The organism is Vibrio sp. PID23_8, from assembly GCF_003584965.1.
GTDB lineage: Bacteria > Pseudomonadota > Gammaproteobacteria > Enterobacterales > Vibrionaceae > Vibrio.
On sequence record NZ_LIXE01000003.1, the window covers coordinates 213,226 to 231,228 of the forward strand.

Genomic DNA, 18,003 nt, shown 5'->3' on the forward strand with positions numbered 1-18,003 from the left:
AATTTGGCTGCTTGAAGTTTTTTATTATTACTTCTACGCTTTGATTATAAGCCTGCTATTTCATATGCGTTTGGTGTTTTGTGTTGAATGGGTTGGCTTCATAACACCTCATTTCTTTTCAAGGAAGTTATGGGAAATGGACTTCACAAATCATAAGTACGTAGGTGTAATAATGAAAATCTCTATGACTAAGATCTGTTTAGTTGCGTTATCGTGTTCGGTTGCGTTAAACGTGAATGCAGCATCAACACTGTTTACAAATGTTAATGTTTTCAATGGTACGGATGACAAGATTCATAAGAATCAGAATGTGCTTGTCGTTGACAACCTTATCAAAGAAATATCAGCAAAACCGATTAAAACGGACAAACAAACCATAACGATCAATGGAGAGGGAATGACAATGATTCCCGGCCTGATCGATATGCACTCTCATATGTGTATTCAAGAGGGGATGTTAGTTGGCCGCGATAGCTATGATCAAATGGCAATGGGTGCGCGTGCGCACGTATCAATGATGCAGTATCTCGATCAAGGTTTTACTACTGCACGAGATGCAGGGTGTAACATCCTGGGGATGGCAAAAGCGATCAACAATGGTTTGATTGATGGGCCACGATTATTCCCTGCTGGTGGTTTTTTAAGTCAAACTGGTGGTCATGCTGATACCGGTAGCTTTAACGATGTACCAGGGCGTGTTGATGATCTAGAGCGTCATGGATTTGGTTACATCGTTGATGGCGTTACAGAGGCACGTCGTGCGGCTCGCCAAAATCTTCGATCTGGTGCTACACAAATTAAAATCATGGCTGGTGGTGGTGTCGCAAGTGAATTTGATCCGATCCACATGACTCAGTTCTCGAAAGAAGAGATGGAAGCCATCGTGGGTGTTGCAGAAGATTATGGCACTTACGTAATGGCCCATGCCTATCATGATCGTTCCGTAAACCGAGCGATTGATGCAGGCGTTAAAGTGATTGAGCATAATTTCTTGGTTTCTGAAGATACGATCAAACGAATGAAAGAAGAGGGCGTTGCGCTTTCTGCTCAAGCGGTAATGTCTTTAGAAGCGTTTGCTGAACCAGAAAAAATTACGTTCTTTAGCCCTGATCAAAAATCCAAAGCAGCTAAGGTTAATGCGGGCGCTAAACAGATGTTTGAATGGGCTCGTAAGCATGATGTACTTATTGTAACGGGCGGAGATATGTTTGGTCCGGCGTACAATACGCGCCAAGCAGACAACATGGTTTGGATGGAAAAAGTGGGCTTTACCCCATATCAAATTATGAAAATGGGTACGTCAAATGCGGCGGAGGTATTAAGTTGGTCTGGCGATATGAATCCATACAAATACGGTAAACTCGGCGTTGTAGAACCAGGGGCTTATGCCGATGTAGTGCTCGTGGATGGCAATCCTCTGGAAGATATCACTATTCTTAATGATTACGAAGATAAGTTCAAAGTCATCATGAAAGACGGCAAGATTCATAAAAATACCCTGTAATAAATAATGGGGGGCCAAAAAGCTCTCCCAACTTTTAAATTTTCATTGTTTAGTATTTGGGTAAAGTATGAAGAAGTATGTATTAGCAGGTCTGTTATTCGCAGCCTCATCGACTGCAGTGGCAGAGCAAATCAGCTGGGAACAATTACGCCCAGCGATCCCACCAATTGAAGACCCGTTTCTTGCGTTAAGTGATGAGCAATTATTTGAGTTAGGTACACTCGCCAAGTATCGTCAATCCAAAGCGTTGAATGAATCGCAGCTTCAAACGAAAAAAGAGATTGAAGCAAAACTTCGTGAAGAAGGGGTTGATGTTGATTGGCTGTTTTCGAAAAGGCAAGAGATCACCGATTATCGCCGCAAGATTGCGACACAACCTAATACCGATCTCACTGCCGAAAGTTATGAAATTCCTGGCTTTATTACGCCCGTAGAATTTAATGGTGACATTGTCACAAAATTCTTTCTTGTCCCTACCTCCGGGGCTTGTGTCCATACGCCACCGCCACCTGCCAATCAAATAGTGTTAGTCAGCTACCCGAAAGGCTTGAAGCTCACGTCTCTATATGAGCCTGTTTGGGTGAAAGGCGAATTTGAAATTGAAAAAGTGAAAGCCGACGTTACCTACGTCGACGGGGCTATGGATGTTGAGACGGTATACCAAATGGATGCCGATTCTATTCGAGCTTATCAGTAATCCGCTTAATCAATTCATGACAGTTAAAATGATAGAAATGTGCAATTGTTGCTTAATGGCAATTATCAGCTTCGTGAATCGTTAAGATTGTTACCTATCAACTTAATGAGGCCATTTAATGAACGCATCAATCCCTAGGCTTAGTTTACTTGCGCTGTCCGTTGTCGCATCGTCTTCTTTGTATGCAGCCAATTTTGGTAGTCCCAATACGGTTGGTAATACTTTGGCAGAGACAAAACATAAAAAACAAAACTGGCGAGAGGCATTGGAACAAAATCATAACCTTACTTTTGGCTTAGATTATCAAGCATTAGGTTTATCTGCCACAGATCCTGTGACAGGAGGAGACGACTCGGCCAGTTCTGGAGTTGCTCGATTTTACGGTACTTGGAACTTGGTTGGTTTGCAGTCGGGTAATATAGGGGGATTAGTATGGAAAGTTGAACATCGTCATTCATACAGTGAGTTAGCGCCAAAAGAGTTTGCTTTTATTGGTGATGGCTTAGGTTACGCCGGTATGATTGGTTCGGCGTACAGTGATCAAGGCATGCGTTTAACTAACTTGTATTGGAAGCAGAGCCTCAACGGTGGTGAGACAACGTTTATTGCTGGTTTTTTAGATACATCAGATTATGTTGATGCTTATGCACTAGCAAGCCCTTGGACGGGGTTTACAAATTTGGTATTCAGTACGGGTGGTGGAGCCATTGGTTTGCCGGATGATGGTATTTTAGGATTGGCTGTTGGCCATATGCTAACGGACAACATCTACATGATTGCGGGTGTCGCCGATGGTAAGGGACGCTCTGATAAGCCATTTGATGGTTTTGATACTTTGTTTAATGATCATAATCTATTTACTTCTTTTGAGCTTGGTTGGGCGGCATCACAGGAACAGATTTATACCGACAATGTGCATATTACCGCATGGCACCTTGACGGTGGAACTCAACACAACTTAACCAACCAAGAAAGCGGACAAGGGATTAATTTCTCAGCAAGTTATTTTGCGACAGAGCAATTGATGCCATTCGTTCGTGGTGGTTTCTCAGAAGGTGATGTGGCACTTTATGATCGTTCTCTAACGGTTGGCGTTGGTTACTTTGGATTGGGGAAACCGACCAATAGCCTAGGTTTTGCGGTGAACTGGAGTCATGTAAACGACAACCTAGAACAAGCCTATGGCGTTGGGGACTCTGAACAGTTTACAGCTGAACTTTATTACATCATGCATTTGAATGACTATATTCAGATCACTCCGGATATTCAGTACATTAAAGACCCGGCATTCTCCAATAAAGGCAGTACTTGGGTATTAGGGCTTCGCGCACGAATATTCATCTAGATGGTTATGTTTATTTGCCTTACCAATAATGTCTGTATATTAATACAGTGCTTGTGTTTTTGGTTAATTTTACAACGAGTAAGATAATGAACATTGAGTTGAAAAACAAAATCATCAAGGTGTGTAGGAAGAAGATTGAACAGAAAGGCGAGAATATAGGCGTATCATTTTACTTTTTCTTCGCCAACAAGAATGATAACCCGGCGCTATTGATGGACGCGGCGACTTGGTGGATTAAAACTCATCAACTCGACTACTTTGAAAAAGCAAACAAGATTATTGCTTTGGTTGAATCTGAGGAATAAAAGAAAAGGGGCATTGAATACCCCTTTGTTATTCTTAACTTTAGCAATTACGCTTTTGCAAACTTGTAAGTTCGATAACCTCCAAGCAAATTACGTGCTTTAAAGCCAGAGTTAACCAGTTGGCGATATGCCACGTTACCGCGTAACCCAACCTGGCAGTAAATGACAATCTCTTTGTCTTTAGGCAATTCATCCATACGTTGACGGAGTTGATCGACAGGAATGTTGAGCGCGCCTTCAATAAAGCCTACCGATTCCAGCTCACCCGGATTACGCACATCAAGTAGCACCTGATCGCTTGTTAGGTTATCAATTTCATCAAAATGAATCGCGGTAGCGTCGCCTTTGATGATGTTGTTTGCGACAAAGGCTGCTTGGTTAATTACGTCTTTAGCACTGCCATACGGTGGCGCATAAGTCAGTTCAAGGTGCTGAAGTTGTTCTACTGTCATTCCTGCACGTTGAGCCACCGCCATTATGTCAATACGTTTGTCGACACCATCTTTACCAACGGCTTGTGCACCAAGGATTTTGCCCGTTGTTGGGTCAAACAGCATTTTGAATGAAACAATTTCTGCACCAGGGTAGTAACTCGCGTGGCTTGCAGTGTGTACATAGACTTTTTCATAAATGATGTTGTCACGTTTTAATTGTTTCTCATTTTTACCTGTCGATGCTACGGCTAAATCAAAGATCTTACAGATAGCTGTACCTTGCGTACCTTGGTAAGTTTCTTGACGACCTAGCATGTTGTCTGCCGCCATGCGACCTTGACGGTTAGCAGGACCTGCTAATGGAACAAGTGTTTGTTCGCCTGTAACAAAGTCTTTTTCCTCAACAGCATCACCAACAGCGTAAATATATGGATCGCTGGTTTGCATGTATTCGTTGGTGAAAATCCCGCCGAGAGCACCAATTTTAAGACCTGCCGCTTGCGCTAATTTGGTTTCAGGGCGGACACCAATCGCCATGATCAAGATATCCGTTGTTAGCTCTTTGCCATTATTAAGCTTGAGTTTTAATTTCCCATCAATATGCTGGTGGGCTTCACTTTCACCTGCTTCAACGCTTGCCACGTGTTTGTTCGGGATAAATTCAACCGCTTCGAGAGCGACACCAAGTTGCAGGTCAATGCCTTTTTGACGAATTTCGGCATGCGCGAAACCTGCCATTTCACGGTCGACAGGTGTCATCACCTGATCGGCCATTTCGACAAGTGTGGTTTTGATGCCAAGCTGGTGGAACGCTTCCATCATCTCTAGGCCGATAAAACCACCACCAACGACAGTCGCACGCTCCACTTTGTTCATCTGAACAGTTTGGATGATGCGATCCATATCAGGAATATTGCGCAAAGAGTGGGTTAATGGGTTATCAATGCCAGGAATCGGAGGAACAATGGGGCCCGCACCTGGACTCAGTAGAAGAAAATCGTAAGCTTCTTCGTACTCAGAACCATCGAGTAGGTTTTTAACCGTTACAGTTTTGTCATGACGGTTAATGGATACAACTTCATTCATGACTCGAACATCGACATTAAAACGAGCTAAAAAGCTTTCTGGTGTTTGAAGAAGTAGCTTGCTTCGCTCTTTAATATCGCCACCAATATGGTAAGGCAAACCACAGTTAGCAAATGAAACAAATGGACCGCGCTCAAACATAATGATTTCAGCGTCTTCGCTTAAGCGGCGAGCACGTGCAGCAGCGGATGCACCACCAGCGACACCACCAATGATTAAGATCTTAGTCATTTTATTCTCCACATTCGAGATGTTGACCCTATTGGGGCCGTTAGCTAGCCGAATAGGTCAATTTCCTTGTTTATTTAAAACCAAATTTCTTTAAAAAATAAGCGGCAGGGCAAATACCAGTGTACGCACTTTGAATGAGATTGATGCCAATGAAGACCGTAAACCAAATGAAGTTGCTATGGACGAACACGGTTAATAAGACCGAAAGCAAAATCATGATACCTGCAAATACTCTTACTGCATTGTCTAATGTCATAACTGTTCTCCTTGGTACGCTTTGAGTGAGCACCTTACTCTCGTATGTTCACCACTATAACTACTAATATTAGATGTGTCTAATGTTTATTTGTCTAAATTCACCATCCCTAAATTAGGGTTGACTAAAAATGTTGATTTAGTAATATCTAATGTAGCATTTAATGTTGAGGTGAATCATGAGCTATACAGAAACAGACGTAGCGAAAATGAAAGGCAGCGCGATAGAAGCAGCGGATCTTCTTAAAGTGATGGCACACCCAGAGCGATTGATGGTGCTGTGTCAGCTTACTCAAGGTGAAGTCGGCGTAGGCGAGCTACAAAAAAGTTCTTGCTTGAGTCAGTCAGCCTTTTCACAGCATCTGAGCGTACTGAGAAAGCACAACTTAATCAGTGCGCGTAAATCATCACAACAGGTCTTTTACTCATTGTCTGAACCGAGAGTTGAGTCATTAATCAAAGCGCTACACAGTGTATTTTGTAACTAGGAAGTATTGAGGTTAATAATGTTAGACGTTATTCCATGGGAATCTTTTTTTGGTGGCATTTTATTGGGTATCTCCGCCACTATATTGTTGTTGATGAACGGAAAAATTGCCGGCATTAGTGGAATCATGAGTGGCATTATGACACCGAAGAAAGGGGATTACTCATGGCGATTACTGTTTGTCGCGGGCATGATCGGTGGTGGTTTGGTGAGCGTGTTACTTCTTGGTGTCGTTGTCCCAAGTACCACCACAATATCGACAGGCCTCATTATCGCAGCTGGACTGTTAGTGGGATTCGGCACTAAGTTGGGTAATGGGTGCACCAGTGGCCATGGTATTTGTGGTATTGGTCGTTTATCTAAACGTTCAATTGTTGCGACATGTGTTTTTATGTTGGTGGCTGGACTCACCGTCTTTGTACGACTACACCTGGTTTAAGAGAGAACCCATGAACAAGATTATTTTTCGTTTATCCGCGCTCTTCAGTGGTGTGCTATTTGGTATTGGCATGGCGATTTCTGGCATGATCGATCCCAATAAAGTCATTGGATTTCTAGATATTGCAGGCACATGGGATCCGAGTTTAGCTTTTGTGATGGGCGGCGCACTTGCTGTGTTTATGCCAAGCTATTTTTTGATCATCAAACCGAGAAAACAGGCGGTTACTGGTGAAGCGTTTTGTACGCCTACCAATATTAGTATTGATGCAAGGTTGATTTCCGGTGCCGCGATATTTGGTATCGGTTGGGGATTGGTCGGCATATGTCCGGGCCCAGCGGTGGCGAGCCTCGCTATGGGCAATATCGGTATTGTGATTTTTGTCGCCGCCATGTTAATCGGTTCAATGTGTGCAACATTTGCTCTCGATAAGTTAAACAGTAATAAGCTGAAAGACGTGCAAATATAAACGAAGAGAGCACAAATTGGAGGGAAAAGGATGCCCAAAACAGTAAAGCGAAGTTTTGTTCGCTCAGTGATGAACAGCTATTTCCCTCCGATTATGATTTTGTTAGCGCTCTCCATTGGTGTTGCCTCATTGTGGTTAACACCAAAAGAAGAAGACCCTCAGATTGTCGTCCCTATGGCCGATGTTCTGATTTCGGCTCCTGGGCTTAGTGCTTCTCAAATTGAGAACCAAATTACCGAACCTTTAGAAAAGCTAGTTAGCCAAATAGACGGCGTGGAATATGTTTATTCTTCTTCAATGGAGGGATTTGCTCAGGTTATCGTGCGCTTTTATGTTGGAGAGAACCGAGAAGACGCACTCGTAAAACTCTACAACAAACTCTATTCCAACCAAGATAAAGTTCCTCCAACAGTGGCAAGTTGGGTAGTCAAACCCGTTGAAATTGATGATGTACCTATCGTCGTTGCCGCGATTTATTCAACCGATCCTTCTATTCTCAATCGGCATCAACTCAGACGAATTGCGGACCAAGCAACCTTAGGGATTAAATCTCTTGATGCCACCAACAAAGTCGAGGTTATTGGCGGAGAACCGAGAAAGGTTCAAATCGAGCTAGACTCCGTCGCAATGGCGAACTTCAATGTCACTATAGATGATCTTGAACAAGCCATCCGGTTGAGTAACAGCAAAGTTCAAGGCAAAAACCTTCAAATCGATGGAAGTAACTACACGCTAGAATCGGGGCAGTTTTTAAAAAATGCTCAAGAGGTCGGTGATTTGGTGATTGCTGTGTTGAATGGCAAACCAGTGTATCTGAAGGATGTGGCAAATATCTATGATGGTGCGAGTGAAGCCACTTCGGACACTTGGTATCGAAGCAAGAGTGATAACAAGGCTTATCCTGCCGTATTCCTATCGGTCGCCAAGCAGAAAGGGTCTAATGCGGTCAATGTGGCTCAATCGGTACGAGACAGCCTGAAGCAACTTAAAGCGGACCAATTTCCTCCTCAAGTACAAGTTGAAATTATCCGTGATTATGGTGAAACAGCAAACGAAAAAGTGACCAATTTAGTATCAAGCCTCGGCATCGCAATTTTAACCGTTGTGGTTTTTGTTGGTTTGTTCTTGAACTGGAGAAGTGCGCTGGTCGTTGGTATTGCAATTCCTATCAGTTACGGTGCGGCGCTGGGGATGGATTTGCTGTTTGGTTATTCAATCAACCGCGTAACGCTGTTTGCACTGATTTTGGCATTAGGCTTAATCGTCGATGATCCGATCGCCAGTATCGACAATATTGAGCGATTCTTGCGGCGAAAAAATATCACTCGAAATGACGCAATTGTTCAGGCGATGACAGAGATTCGCAGTGCGTTACTGATGTCGACCGTCGCAATTGTTATTGTGTTCACACCGATGTTTTTCATTACTGGGATGATGGGGCCATACATGGCACCGCTTGCCTTTAACGTGCCAATCAGTGTTGTGTTCAGTACGGTCGTCGCGTTTATGATCACGCCTTGGTTGGCTAAAAAGATCTTGTCGAGGCAGCAAGAAAGCGAAAGTAACCAGCTTTACTCTTCACCTATATATCGACTTTATCGTTCACTAGTGACCCCGCTGTTGCAAAGCCGTAGAAAAGCGTGGGTATTTCTTGCTGTAGTCGCATTTTTGTTTGTCGTCGCCGCGATGCTGCCAATGTTGCGTTTGGTTCCCCTTAAACTCTTACCCTATGACAACAAGAATGAGTTTCAACTGGTGTTAAACATGCCCGAAACATCAAGTTTTGTTGATACGTCAAATGCATTGACCACCTTCACCGATTACTTGATGACAGTACCAGAAGTCACCAGTGTTTCCGGGTTTGCTGGTATCGCGTCACCAATGGATTTTAATGGCATGGTACGTCATTACTTTATGCGCAGTGAACCTTATCAAGGCGAGCTACGAATCGTATTGGCGGATAAAAATCGTCGTTCGATGCAATCACATGAAATCGTGACCCGATTAAGAACAGGCTTAGAGGAAATGGCTGAACGCTATCAGGCGGATATCCAATTGGTCGAAGTTCCGCCGGGTCCCCCAGTGATCGCGACGATTACCGCTGAGGTTTATGGTGATGATGCAACGACCTACGAGCAATTGATGCGACAAGCCGAAAAGGTAGCAGAGCGCTTAAGCAAAGAACCGTTTGTGACCGAAGTGGACACGAGTATTCAAGGGAACCTAGAAACCTGGCAGTTTATTGTAGACCAAGAAAAGGCGGCGCTGTCTGGCATTTCAGTTGCAGACATCAACAAGACACTGATCTCTGCGGCGAATGCAAAAGTGCTTGGCTACATTGCGGCTCCGCGTGAAGTCGACCCGCTTCCTATTGAAGTTCAGCTACTCAGGGAGGATAGGGACAATCTCAATAAATTAGAGCAGCTTTACGTACGGGGTAGACCCGGCATTGCAAAAACTGAGCACAATGGCGCGGTGGTTGATGCGCCTCAGCCAACGGTTCAATTATCAGAGCTGGGCCAATTTGTTAAACGACCCGCAGACAAACCGATTCTCCATAAAAACCTCAACCCTGTCGTTTATGTCTATGCAGAAGTCGTGGGCCGCGTTCCCGGTGAGATTATTGCCGATGTGATCGCAGACAAAAATGGCCACCAGTCAAATGAAGCACAACAACCTTGGGAGGAGCGTACATACTTAAATAATGGCGCAGGTTTGGCTTGGCATGTTCCAGACAATATAGACGTGGTGTGGAGCGGCGAAGGTGAATGGAAAATTACCGTCGATGTGTTTCGGGATTTAGGCATCGCCTATGGAGCGGCACTTTTAGGGGTATTTGTCGTGATGCTAATTCAGACCGGTTTACCGGTGGTATCAGGTATTATCATGCTGGCTATTCCTCTTACCGTGATCGGTATTATGCCTGGCTTCTGGCTATTGAACACGTTAAGCAGCGACATTAGCACTTACCCAAATCCGGTTCTTTTTACCGCGACCGCGATGATTGGCATGATTGCGCTAGCAGGTATTGTGGTACGTAATTCCTTGGTTTTGATCGAGTTCATTCAACAATCTTTGGCAGCAGGCATGGGATTGCAAGATGCGTTGATTGAATCTGGCGTGGTTCGTATGCGACCGATCCTTCTGACGGCGGGAACAACATTACTAGGGAACATTGTCATCACTCTTGATCCTATTTTTAATGGTCTGGCCTGGGCGATTATTTTTGGTATATCGGCATCAACAGTATTCACGCTGCTTGTTGTGCCGGTGGTGTATAACCTCGCATACCAAAATACCAAAGGGCATGGACTGCCAGAGTTGGAGGTTGAACAATGAAATTAGATAACAAATGGATAGGCACGCTTTTATTTCTGCTGCTGATCCTTCTTTTTCTCTACATGGCGGGATTTTTTAGCGAGAAACTACCAACAGAGCGTGCGGCGACTGAGAGAAAATGGAATGCAGACATGGTAGAAACACACCAGTTGATGCTTACGAGTGAGCCTGTGATTCGAGAGTTTCCTGGCGTTGTTGTAGCAGAGCAAAGAGCAGATATTGCTGCGCGCTTAACGGCCTCTGTCGTTGAAGTCCTCGTCAATGTTGGCGATCAGGTAAAGCAAGGCGATGTACTTGCACGGTTGGAAAGCGATGATCTTGATGCGCGAGTCCGACAAAGTGAACAGGCGCTGTCTTCTGCTCAAGCACAACTCAATGCGGCAAGAAAAGAATTTGCACGGGTTAAAACACTATTGAATAAAAAGCTGATACCTCAGTCCCAGTTTGATCAGGCAGAGAGCACATTACGAACGGCTCAAGCGAATTTTAATCAAGCGCAGGCGGCGGTAGCAGAAGCGGAAACCACGTTTGGTTACAGTATCATTACCGCGCCTTTTGATGGGCTGATTACACAAAAGCCGATGAACAAAGGTGATACTGCCACGCCAGGGGCATTATTATTGTCGATGTATAATCCAGAGTTACTTGAAATTGAAGTTAATTTCTCTGAATCCGTCATGCCCTACGTCAGTTACGACAAGCAAGTCGAGGTTAGCTTTCCCTCTTACAATATTGCGACGGTAGCAAGCGTCAAACAAGTTACGCCTTCTGCCGATGCCAATTCGCGCAGTTACTTGGTTAAACTGCAGTTCACACCACAAAAGTTGGTGTTTCCTGGTTCATTCGCCAAAGTTTTCTTAACGTTGACTGAAGATGTGGTTCTGCGTGTTCCACAGGATGCTGTGTATCAAGTAGGTCAATTGGATTACGTCAAAGTGATGAAACAAGACGGGGAGGTGGAAACTCGGCTGATACAGCTAGGTGAATCCGGCCGAGTTCGCACTGGGTTAATGCAGGGAGAGGTGGTGATATTGAACCCAGGCCTCTTGTAAGTCCCTAAGTCTTAGTAGGATACCGTCGTACTTACGGGACAATGGTCACTTAATTTGAAATCCAACACGTCTTGCGTGTTGAAGACGGTTTGAACGCCAGCAGTGGCCTCTAGTTGGCCACTTACAATAATATGATCAATTACCGAGCGGAATTGGTGTGTTTTATTCGAATTGCGATTAGAACGCACTTTACATTCCGCTTTGGTGTTTTTGGTTACAAGCTCTGCATCGTTATTCTTCGATATTACTTCCCACAACCAGTCACCTCGATAAGCGAGGTTATGATTAAAGTCACCTAGCACGACATAGCGTTGATTCTTAGTTTCGCGTTCCTTCATCCATTTCGCTAATGCTTGGCCTTGTTGTTTAACGATCTTGCAATCGCGGTTGTTGCGATAGGCGCCACTGCACCCGGCTTTTAAATGCACAGAGAGTAGGTGGGTTTCATTCGTTTGGCTTGGGTTTAATACGATGTAACTGGCAAAACGCAGCTTACTGTTGCCACGTGTTATGGAAAAGTCTGGCTTATCGGAGATGTTCAAACCTTTGCGAACCGCAAATCCAGTGTATTGGTTCGTATCGTTGAATTGAAGATCACGGTTGGAGCGATGGGCGCGGTCGGATAGATAAATGGTGTAGTCATTTCCAACCGCTTTTTGAATCGCCGCTTTGCTATCGACTTCCTGAAACGCGAGAATGTCGGCATCCGCTTTATCCACATACTTGCCGAGCTTTTTAAAATCTTGTGAGGTTCGTGATACCTTTCCGTCATCTATAGATAGCCATTCCACATTCCAGCTAGTTAAATTGACGGAATCCTGAGCAAACGAAAAAGAACTAAATAGTAATATTACCGTAACAAAAAGTGATCGCATAGCGGTCCATTGCACTCCTTTATTTAGGTGAATTCCTTTGCAACCTTTATCCTATAAGACCTCTCTAAAAAGCAAGAGAATTAAGCTCCATTTTTGCAATTTTCACAGTTTTATTTTCAACTGAGATCAGCAGCAATAAGATCGATTTGTTCTTATCCTCTAGCTATGTTTTGTTGATCAAGATCAATGTTTTCAAATGGTGCTTCTCGTTAAATACGCCACAATATATTGTGTCAGCAGAATAATAAATCGCCCTATATAGTGTATTTGTGGATAACTCTGTGAGTATTCTTGGGTAAGGAGAAAAAGTGAAACCAATCGTAATCAAACGTGACGGCTCAAGGGCTCCGTTTAATAGGGATCGAATCCAAGCAGCAGTGGAAGCCGCAGCGGAAAACAATGATAAAGATGTCGCCATTTATGCATTAAATGTCGCGCTTGCTGTTGAGTTGCAACTACAAGATCACGATGAAGTTCACATCCACGAAATTCAGGACTTGGTTGAGAACGAACTCATGCAAGGTCCTTTCAAGTCGTTGGCACGTTCTTACATTGAATACCGTCATGACCGTGATATTGCACGTGAAAAGCAGAGCGCATTAACACGTGAAATCGAAGGCCTGATTGAAGAAAGCAACCTAGATCTAATTAACGAGAACGCGAACAAAGACGGTAAAGTTATTCCGACACAACGTGACTTGTTAGCGGGTATTGTGGCTAAACACTATGCGAAAACACACATCCTTCCACGTGATGTGGTTCAAGCACACGAAGTGGGTGACATTCATTACCACGATCTAGACTACGCACCATTCTTCCCGATGTTTAACTGTATGCTGATCGATTTAAAAGGCATGCTGACACACGGCTTTAAAATGGGTAATGCGGAAATTGACACGCCAAAGTCAATTTCAACTGCGACTGCAGTAACGGCACAAATTATTGCTCAGGTTGCGAGTCACATCTACGGCGGCACAACCATCAACCGTATTGATGAAGTACTAGAGCCATATGTAATCACAAGTTATGAGAAGCATTTAGAAATTGCGAAAGAGTGGGACATTGCAGAGCCTGAAGCGTTTGCAAAAGCACGCACCGAGAAAGAGTGTTATGACGCATTTCAATCGCTAGAATACGAAGTAAACACGCTGCACACTGCGAACGGCCAAACGCCATTCGTTACTTTCGGTTTTGGCCTTGGTACAAGTTGGGCATCTCGTCTGATCCAACAGTCGATTCTGAAGAACCGTATTGCAGGTCTAGGTAAGAACCGTAAAACAGCGGTATTCCCTAAATTGGTATTTGGTATTAAAGATGGTTTGAACCATAAAACGGAAGACCCAAACTACGACATTAAGAAGCTCGCATTAGAGTGTGCTTCTAAACGTATGTACCCAGATATTCTTAATTACGATAAAGTCGTAGAAATTACCGGCTCATTCAAAACACCGATGGGCTGTCGTAGCTTCCTTGGTACGTACGAAGAAAATGGCGAGCTGATTCACGAAGGTCGTAACAACCTTGGCGTAGTAAGTTTGAACTTACCTCGTATTGCCATTCGTGCGAAGGGCAGTGAATCGAAGTTCTATGAACTGCTGGATGACCGCCTACGTCTTGCTCGTAAGGCACTAGAAACGCGTATTTCACGCCTAGAAAATGTGAAAGCACGCGTAGCCCCAATTTTATACATGGAAGGGGCGTGTGGCGTCCGTCTGAAAGCTGACGACTCAATTGCAGATATCTTTAAGAACGGCCGTGCTTCGATCTCGCTTGGTTACATCGGTGTACACGAGACAATCAACGCGCTATTCGGCACAGAAGCGCACGTATACGATGACGCAGTACTACGTGAAAAAGCGATTGCCATCATCAAGTACATGAAAGATGCAGTGAACAAATGGACGGACGAAACGGGTTATGGTTTCAGCCTATACGGCACACCAAGTGAAAACCTGTGTAGCCGTTTCTGCCGCATTGATGCGAAAGAATTTGGTGTGATTAAAGGCGTTACAGACAAAGGTTACTATACCAACAGTTTCCACCTAGACGTGGAAAAAACGGTAAACCCATACGATAAAATCGACTTTGAGATGCCATATCCAGAAATCTCAAGTGGTGGTTTCATCTGTTACGGTGAGTTCCCGAATATGCAACGCAACATTGAAGCACTAGAAAACGTGTGGGATTACAGTTACACCCGCGTTCCTTACTACGGTACGAATACGCCAATCGATGAGTGCTATGAGTGTGGTTACAACGGTGAATTTGACTGTACAAGTAAAGGCTTTACTTGCCCAAGTTGCGGCAACCATGACTCGACAAAAGTATCCGTAACACGTCGAGTGTGTGGCTACTTAGGCAGTCCAGATGCACGTCCGTTTAACTTCGGTAAGCAAGAAGAAGTTAAACGTCGAGTGAAGCACCTATAAGGTTAAAGCCTGCTCGAATCAATATCTTGAAAATCAACCTGTAACGGGTTGATTTTCATTTTTGGCGAAGAATAAAGAGATGCGACTATGAATTACCACCAATACTATCCAATCGACGTTGTAAACGGCCCAGGTACGCGCTGCACACTGTTTGTTGCTGGCTGTGTTCATCAGTGTCGCGGTTGTTACAATCAGTCTACGCAACGATTGGATTCTGGTGTGTTGTTCACGCAAGAAGCGGAAGACAAAATCATTGCCGATCTAAACGACAACCGCATTAAGCGCCGTGGTTTGTCTCTGTCTGGCGGTGATCCGCTTCATCCAGCGAATGTGCCAGATATTCTGAAGCTAGTGAAACGTGTAAAAGCGGAGTGTCCAGGAAAGGACATTTGGGTTTGGACTGGTTACACCCTTGATGAGTTGGATGATGCACAGCGTGAGGTCATCGAATACATCGATGTACTGATTGATGGTAAATTCGAGCAAGACAAGAAAGATCTTAATTTAGAATGGCGTGGCAGCTCTAACCAAATTATTCATCGCTTCACGGATATTTAATCGTTCAGCGGAACGCGTTGTTATAAAACATGAAAAAGGCACATCCGATAATACGGCTGTGCCCTTTTGGTGTGAACTCCTAAATCATCGTAGAGTTTTATTTTTACGCCGTCACCCTGAAGTCGTCTTCTACCATGTTGTTGATCCATTTTTTTGATTGAATTCGTCGCGTGGTTAATACTCCTTTAACCAGCTCCTCGGCCAATAGGGACATCAAGACCCAATGCAGTGGCAGTCCTAATACGATGCCAGTGTAATAAGTTAAAGGGATCCCAACCGCCCATTGACCAAATGTATCGATAAAGATGCTATAGCGAATATCCGCTCCGCTTTTCAACACACCCCCAATTCCGACCATATTGAACACGCGCAGTATCATTCCTAGCGCCATGACCAAACACACATTGAGTGCCATTTGTTTATCACTTAGAGGCGTGAACTCCATTAAGCTCAAAATCAGCGGTGAGCAAATCCAAACAAGAACAAATAATCCAATCGCCAATAGGGTGCTGGTTAATATATACCACCAGGCGGTTTTTTCGACGCGGTCATAGTGTTGCCTACCAATATCATTACCTAACATCACTGATGCGGCGACCGCAAAGCCCATAAAGGTTGAAATCAAGACGCCTTCAATGGGAGAGAGAAAAGAGATTGTTGCCAACGCCGTGACACCAAGTTGACCGTAGATGACGTTATAGATCAGTAAGCCACCAGTCCATAATGCATCATGAATCAACATGGGGAACGAGACGTTGAAATACCGCTTGCGATAGGCTGATTTTGCACCGTCTAACCAGTCAGATTTGGTTGGTAACATATGCCGATAGCGACGCACAAAGAAATGACCAAGCAGCCAAGTTTGAACAATACGTGATAATAGGGTGCCCATGGCAGCACCGAACACTCCCCATTGTGGGAAACCAAACAGACCAAAGATAAAAACAGCATTTAAAAACACGTTAACGATGATCGCCACGATGCTGACATGTGTTGCGAGCCTTGTTTCGCCAACTGCGCGTAAGACAGATTCAATGGGTACGACCAACGCAGTACAAATTAAACTGATGCCAGTGACAACCAAATAATCCCTAGCGTATTCGACATACTGTGGCCCAGTTGAAATATAAGAGACGATCTCACGATCAAACGCCGAATACAGCACAATGAAAGGAAGCGTTACCGCAACAGACAAAAACCATGATTGGGCAAGGATTCTTCGAATACCGGATGTGTTTTCCGCACCGTAATATTGCGAGGCTAAGACCGTAACCGCCCCACACAGGCCAAAAACAATCGCCAAGTTAAAGAAAAAGATACGGTTACCCACCCCGACCGCGGCCGTTGCAGATTCCCCCAACTGGCTGACCATAAAAATATCAACGACACCCAGTAATGAAAACAACATTGCTTGCAATGATACTGGCAGTCCTATGGTGACCATCTTGTGCCAGAATGCTTTATCAACATATTGACGTGTTAACAGCATCGCATTTCTCCTTCGTGAATAACGAGGCTAGTTTATCCAAGTAGCTTGACGCTGTATTTTTCTAAGGAATCCAAAACCTTTGTCAAACTCTCGACATTTCTCAAAGACAATCGATCAATGTTAGGCGGTAGCCATTAGATGGAAGAAAAACAAGAACGGTATGTGATATCAGAACAGACTCGCCAAGAGTTTATCGATCAAACGCACGTGTTACCGTTAGAAGAGCGGGGTATTGTTCAATGTGGCATTGCAACGTGCAGTGAGTTTTTTTCTGTGTACAGAAAGAATCAGAAACAACATATGTTGCTCTATACCGTCAGAGGAAAAGGTTGGCTCGAAAGTGGTGTTTGTCGCTATGAATTAGAACCAGGCTCTGTCGTCATTGTGCCTGCGGGTGTTGAGAATGGCTTTGGTATGCAGGATGAAACATGGCAAATTGCGTGGGTGTTTTTATCTCATCAAAAAAAATGGAATGTGATCCCGGATGAAATTAGCTATCAACTTTCTCCCGCCACTGAAGTCATGTATTCCTGCATTCAAACCTTGCTCAGGAGTCGGAATCTACCTCTTGATGATGGTGCCGTAATTGCAGAGCATAGTGTTATGCAGCTCGAACATTTATTGAACATGCCCGAATCAGAGTTACTCTCACGTAATCAAGTAAAGTTAAAGCGTGTCTTTGATGTGGTACAACGTCAACTCCACAAGGATTGGACTGTTGAGCAGTTAGCAAAGCTGTTTCCTTGTTCCGAACCGCATTTGCATCGGTTGAGCCAAGAATATTTTGGGCGCAGCCCGATTGCGCATCTCACTCGTTTAAGGATGGAATATGCGAGTCGGTTATTACGCTCGACAGAGTGGTCAATTCAACATGTGGGAGAAATCGTAGGCTATCCTATGAGCGCGAACTTTAGTACTCGGTTTAAGGCGTGGGCAGGGTGCTCGCCTCGTGAATTTAGAAAACAGTCTCGAGAGAGGGATAGTGGTGAACTTTAAATCGGAAGTTGAG

The 18,003-nt window shown here is 44.2% G+C and carries 16 protein-coding genes; 12 read left to right on the forward strand and 4 right to left on the reverse strand.

Annotation, left to right across the window (positions count from 1 at the left end; all coding sequences use genetic code 11):
* Window positions 1-172 precede the first annotated feature (172 nt).
* From AK966_RS07505 to AK966_RS07520, 4 genes are all read left to right on the forward strand, one after another.
* Window positions 173-1,504 (forward strand): amidohydrolase family protein, encoded by a 1,332-nt coding sequence (locus tag AK966_RS07505; RefSeq protein ID WP_119463981.1) that lies wholly within the window; start codon window positions 173-175, stop codon window positions 1,502-1,504.
* A 67-nt stretch (window positions 1,505-1,571) separates the two neighbouring features.
* Window positions 1,572-2,201: a DUF3299 domain-containing protein gene (locus AK966_RS07510; RefSeq protein WP_099077791.1), complete on the forward strand. Its 630-nt coding sequence runs from the start codon at window positions 1,572-1,574 to the stop codon at window positions 2,199-2,201.
* 118 nt (window positions 2,202-2,319) lie between these two features.
* Window positions 2,320-3,546 (forward strand): carbohydrate porin, encoded by a 1,227-nt coding sequence (locus AK966_RS07515; protein WP_119463857.1) that lies wholly within the window; start codon window positions 2,320-2,322, stop codon window positions 3,544-3,546.
* Between the two features lie 86 nt (window positions 3,547-3,632).
* Window positions 3,633-3,851: a DUF6500 family protein gene (locus tag AK966_RS07520; RefSeq protein WP_119463858.1), complete on the forward strand. Its 219-nt coding sequence runs from the start codon at window positions 3,633-3,635 to the stop codon at window positions 3,849-3,851.
* 47 nt (window positions 3,852-3,898) lie between these two features.
* On the opposite strand, the gene AK966_RS07525 is transcribed toward AK966_RS07520, so the two are convergent.
* Window positions 3,899-5,602, reverse strand: a complete 1,704-nt coding sequence (locus AK966_RS07525; protein ID WP_119463859.1) for an FAD-dependent oxidoreductase — start codon at window positions 5,600-5,602, stop codon at window positions 3,899-3,901.
* Between the two features lie 70 nt (window positions 5,603-5,672).
* Entirely contained in the window at window positions 5,673-5,858 is a 186-nt protein-coding gene (locus AK966_RS07530; RefSeq protein ID WP_099077787.1) for a DUF2892 domain-containing protein, read from the reverse strand.
* Window positions 5,859-6,036: 178 nt separating this feature from the next.
* On the opposite strand from AK966_RS07530, the gene AK966_RS07535 reads away from it, so the two are divergent.
* The 5 genes from AK966_RS07535 to AK966_RS07555 are packed head-to-tail and all read left to right on the forward strand — an operon-like array spanning window position 6,037 to window position 11,643.
* Window positions 6,037-6,345: a metalloregulator ArsR/SmtB family transcription factor gene (locus AK966_RS07535; RefSeq protein ID WP_099077786.1), complete on the forward strand. Its 309-nt coding sequence runs from the start codon at window positions 6,037-6,039 to the stop codon at window positions 6,343-6,345.
* Between the two features lie 18 nt (window positions 6,346-6,363).
* On the forward strand, window positions 6,364-6,783 hold the full coding sequence (locus AK966_RS07540; RefSeq protein WP_099077785.1) for a YeeE/YedE family protein: 420 nt from the start codon (window positions 6,364-6,366) through the stop codon (window positions 6,781-6,783).
* Between the two features lie 10 nt (window positions 6,784-6,793).
* Window positions 6,794-7,252, forward strand: a complete 459-nt coding sequence (locus tag AK966_RS07545) for a YeeE/YedE family protein (RefSeq protein ID WP_099077784.1) — start codon at window positions 6,794-6,796, stop codon at window positions 7,250-7,252.
* A 30-nt stretch (window positions 7,253-7,282) separates the two neighbouring features.
* The gene (locus AK966_RS07550) at window positions 7,283-10,591 is read left to right on the forward strand and encodes an efflux RND transporter permease subunit (RefSeq protein WP_119463860.1); all 3,309 of its coding nucleotides are present in this window, start codon (window positions 7,283-7,285) and stop codon (window positions 10,589-10,591) included.
* Window positions 10,588-11,643, forward strand: coding sequence for an efflux RND transporter periplasmic adaptor subunit (locus AK966_RS07555; RefSeq protein WP_119463861.1), 1,056 nt, complete (start codon window positions 10,588-10,590; stop codon window positions 11,641-11,643). The genes AK966_RS07550 and AK966_RS07555 overlap by 4 nt, the downstream gene beginning before the upstream one ends.
* Window positions 11,644-11,654: 11 nt before the next feature.
* On the opposite strand, the gene AK966_RS07560 is transcribed toward AK966_RS07555, so the two are convergent.
* Window positions 11,655-12,518, reverse strand: a complete 864-nt coding sequence (locus tag AK966_RS07560) for an endonuclease/exonuclease/phosphatase family protein (RefSeq protein ID WP_119463862.1) — start codon at window positions 12,516-12,518, stop codon at window positions 11,655-11,657.
* 308 nt (window positions 12,519-12,826) lie between these two features.
* On the opposite strand from AK966_RS07560, the gene nrdD reads away from it, so the two are divergent.
* Complete coding sequence (gene nrdD, locus AK966_RS07565) at window positions 12,827-14,947, forward strand: anaerobic ribonucleoside-triphosphate reductase (protein ID WP_099077780.1); 2,121 nt, start codon at window positions 12,827-12,829, stop codon at window positions 14,945-14,947.
* Window positions 14,948-15,034: 87 nt separating this feature from the next.
* Window positions 15,035-15,505 (forward strand): anaerobic ribonucleoside-triphosphate reductase-activating protein, encoded by a 471-nt coding sequence (gene nrdG / locus AK966_RS07570; RefSeq protein WP_099077779.1) that lies wholly within the window; start codon window positions 15,035-15,037, stop codon window positions 15,503-15,505.
* 103 nt (window positions 15,506-15,608) lie between these two features.
* On the opposite strand, the gene AK966_RS07575 is transcribed toward nrdG, so the two are convergent.
* A complete protein-coding gene (locus AK966_RS07575; RefSeq protein ID WP_119463863.1) occupies window positions 15,609-16,994 on the reverse strand; it encodes an MATE family efflux transporter in 1,386 nt (461 codons plus the stop codon).
* Window positions 16,995-17,132: 138 nt separating this feature from the next.
* Here AK966_RS07575 and AK966_RS07580 point away from each other — a divergent pair, with 138 nt between their 5' ends.
* A complete protein-coding gene (locus AK966_RS07580) occupies window positions 17,133-17,990 on the forward strand; it encodes an AraC family transcriptional regulator (RefSeq protein WP_099077777.1) in 858 nt (285 codons plus the stop codon).
* Window positions 17,991-18,003 lie beyond the last annotated feature (13 nt).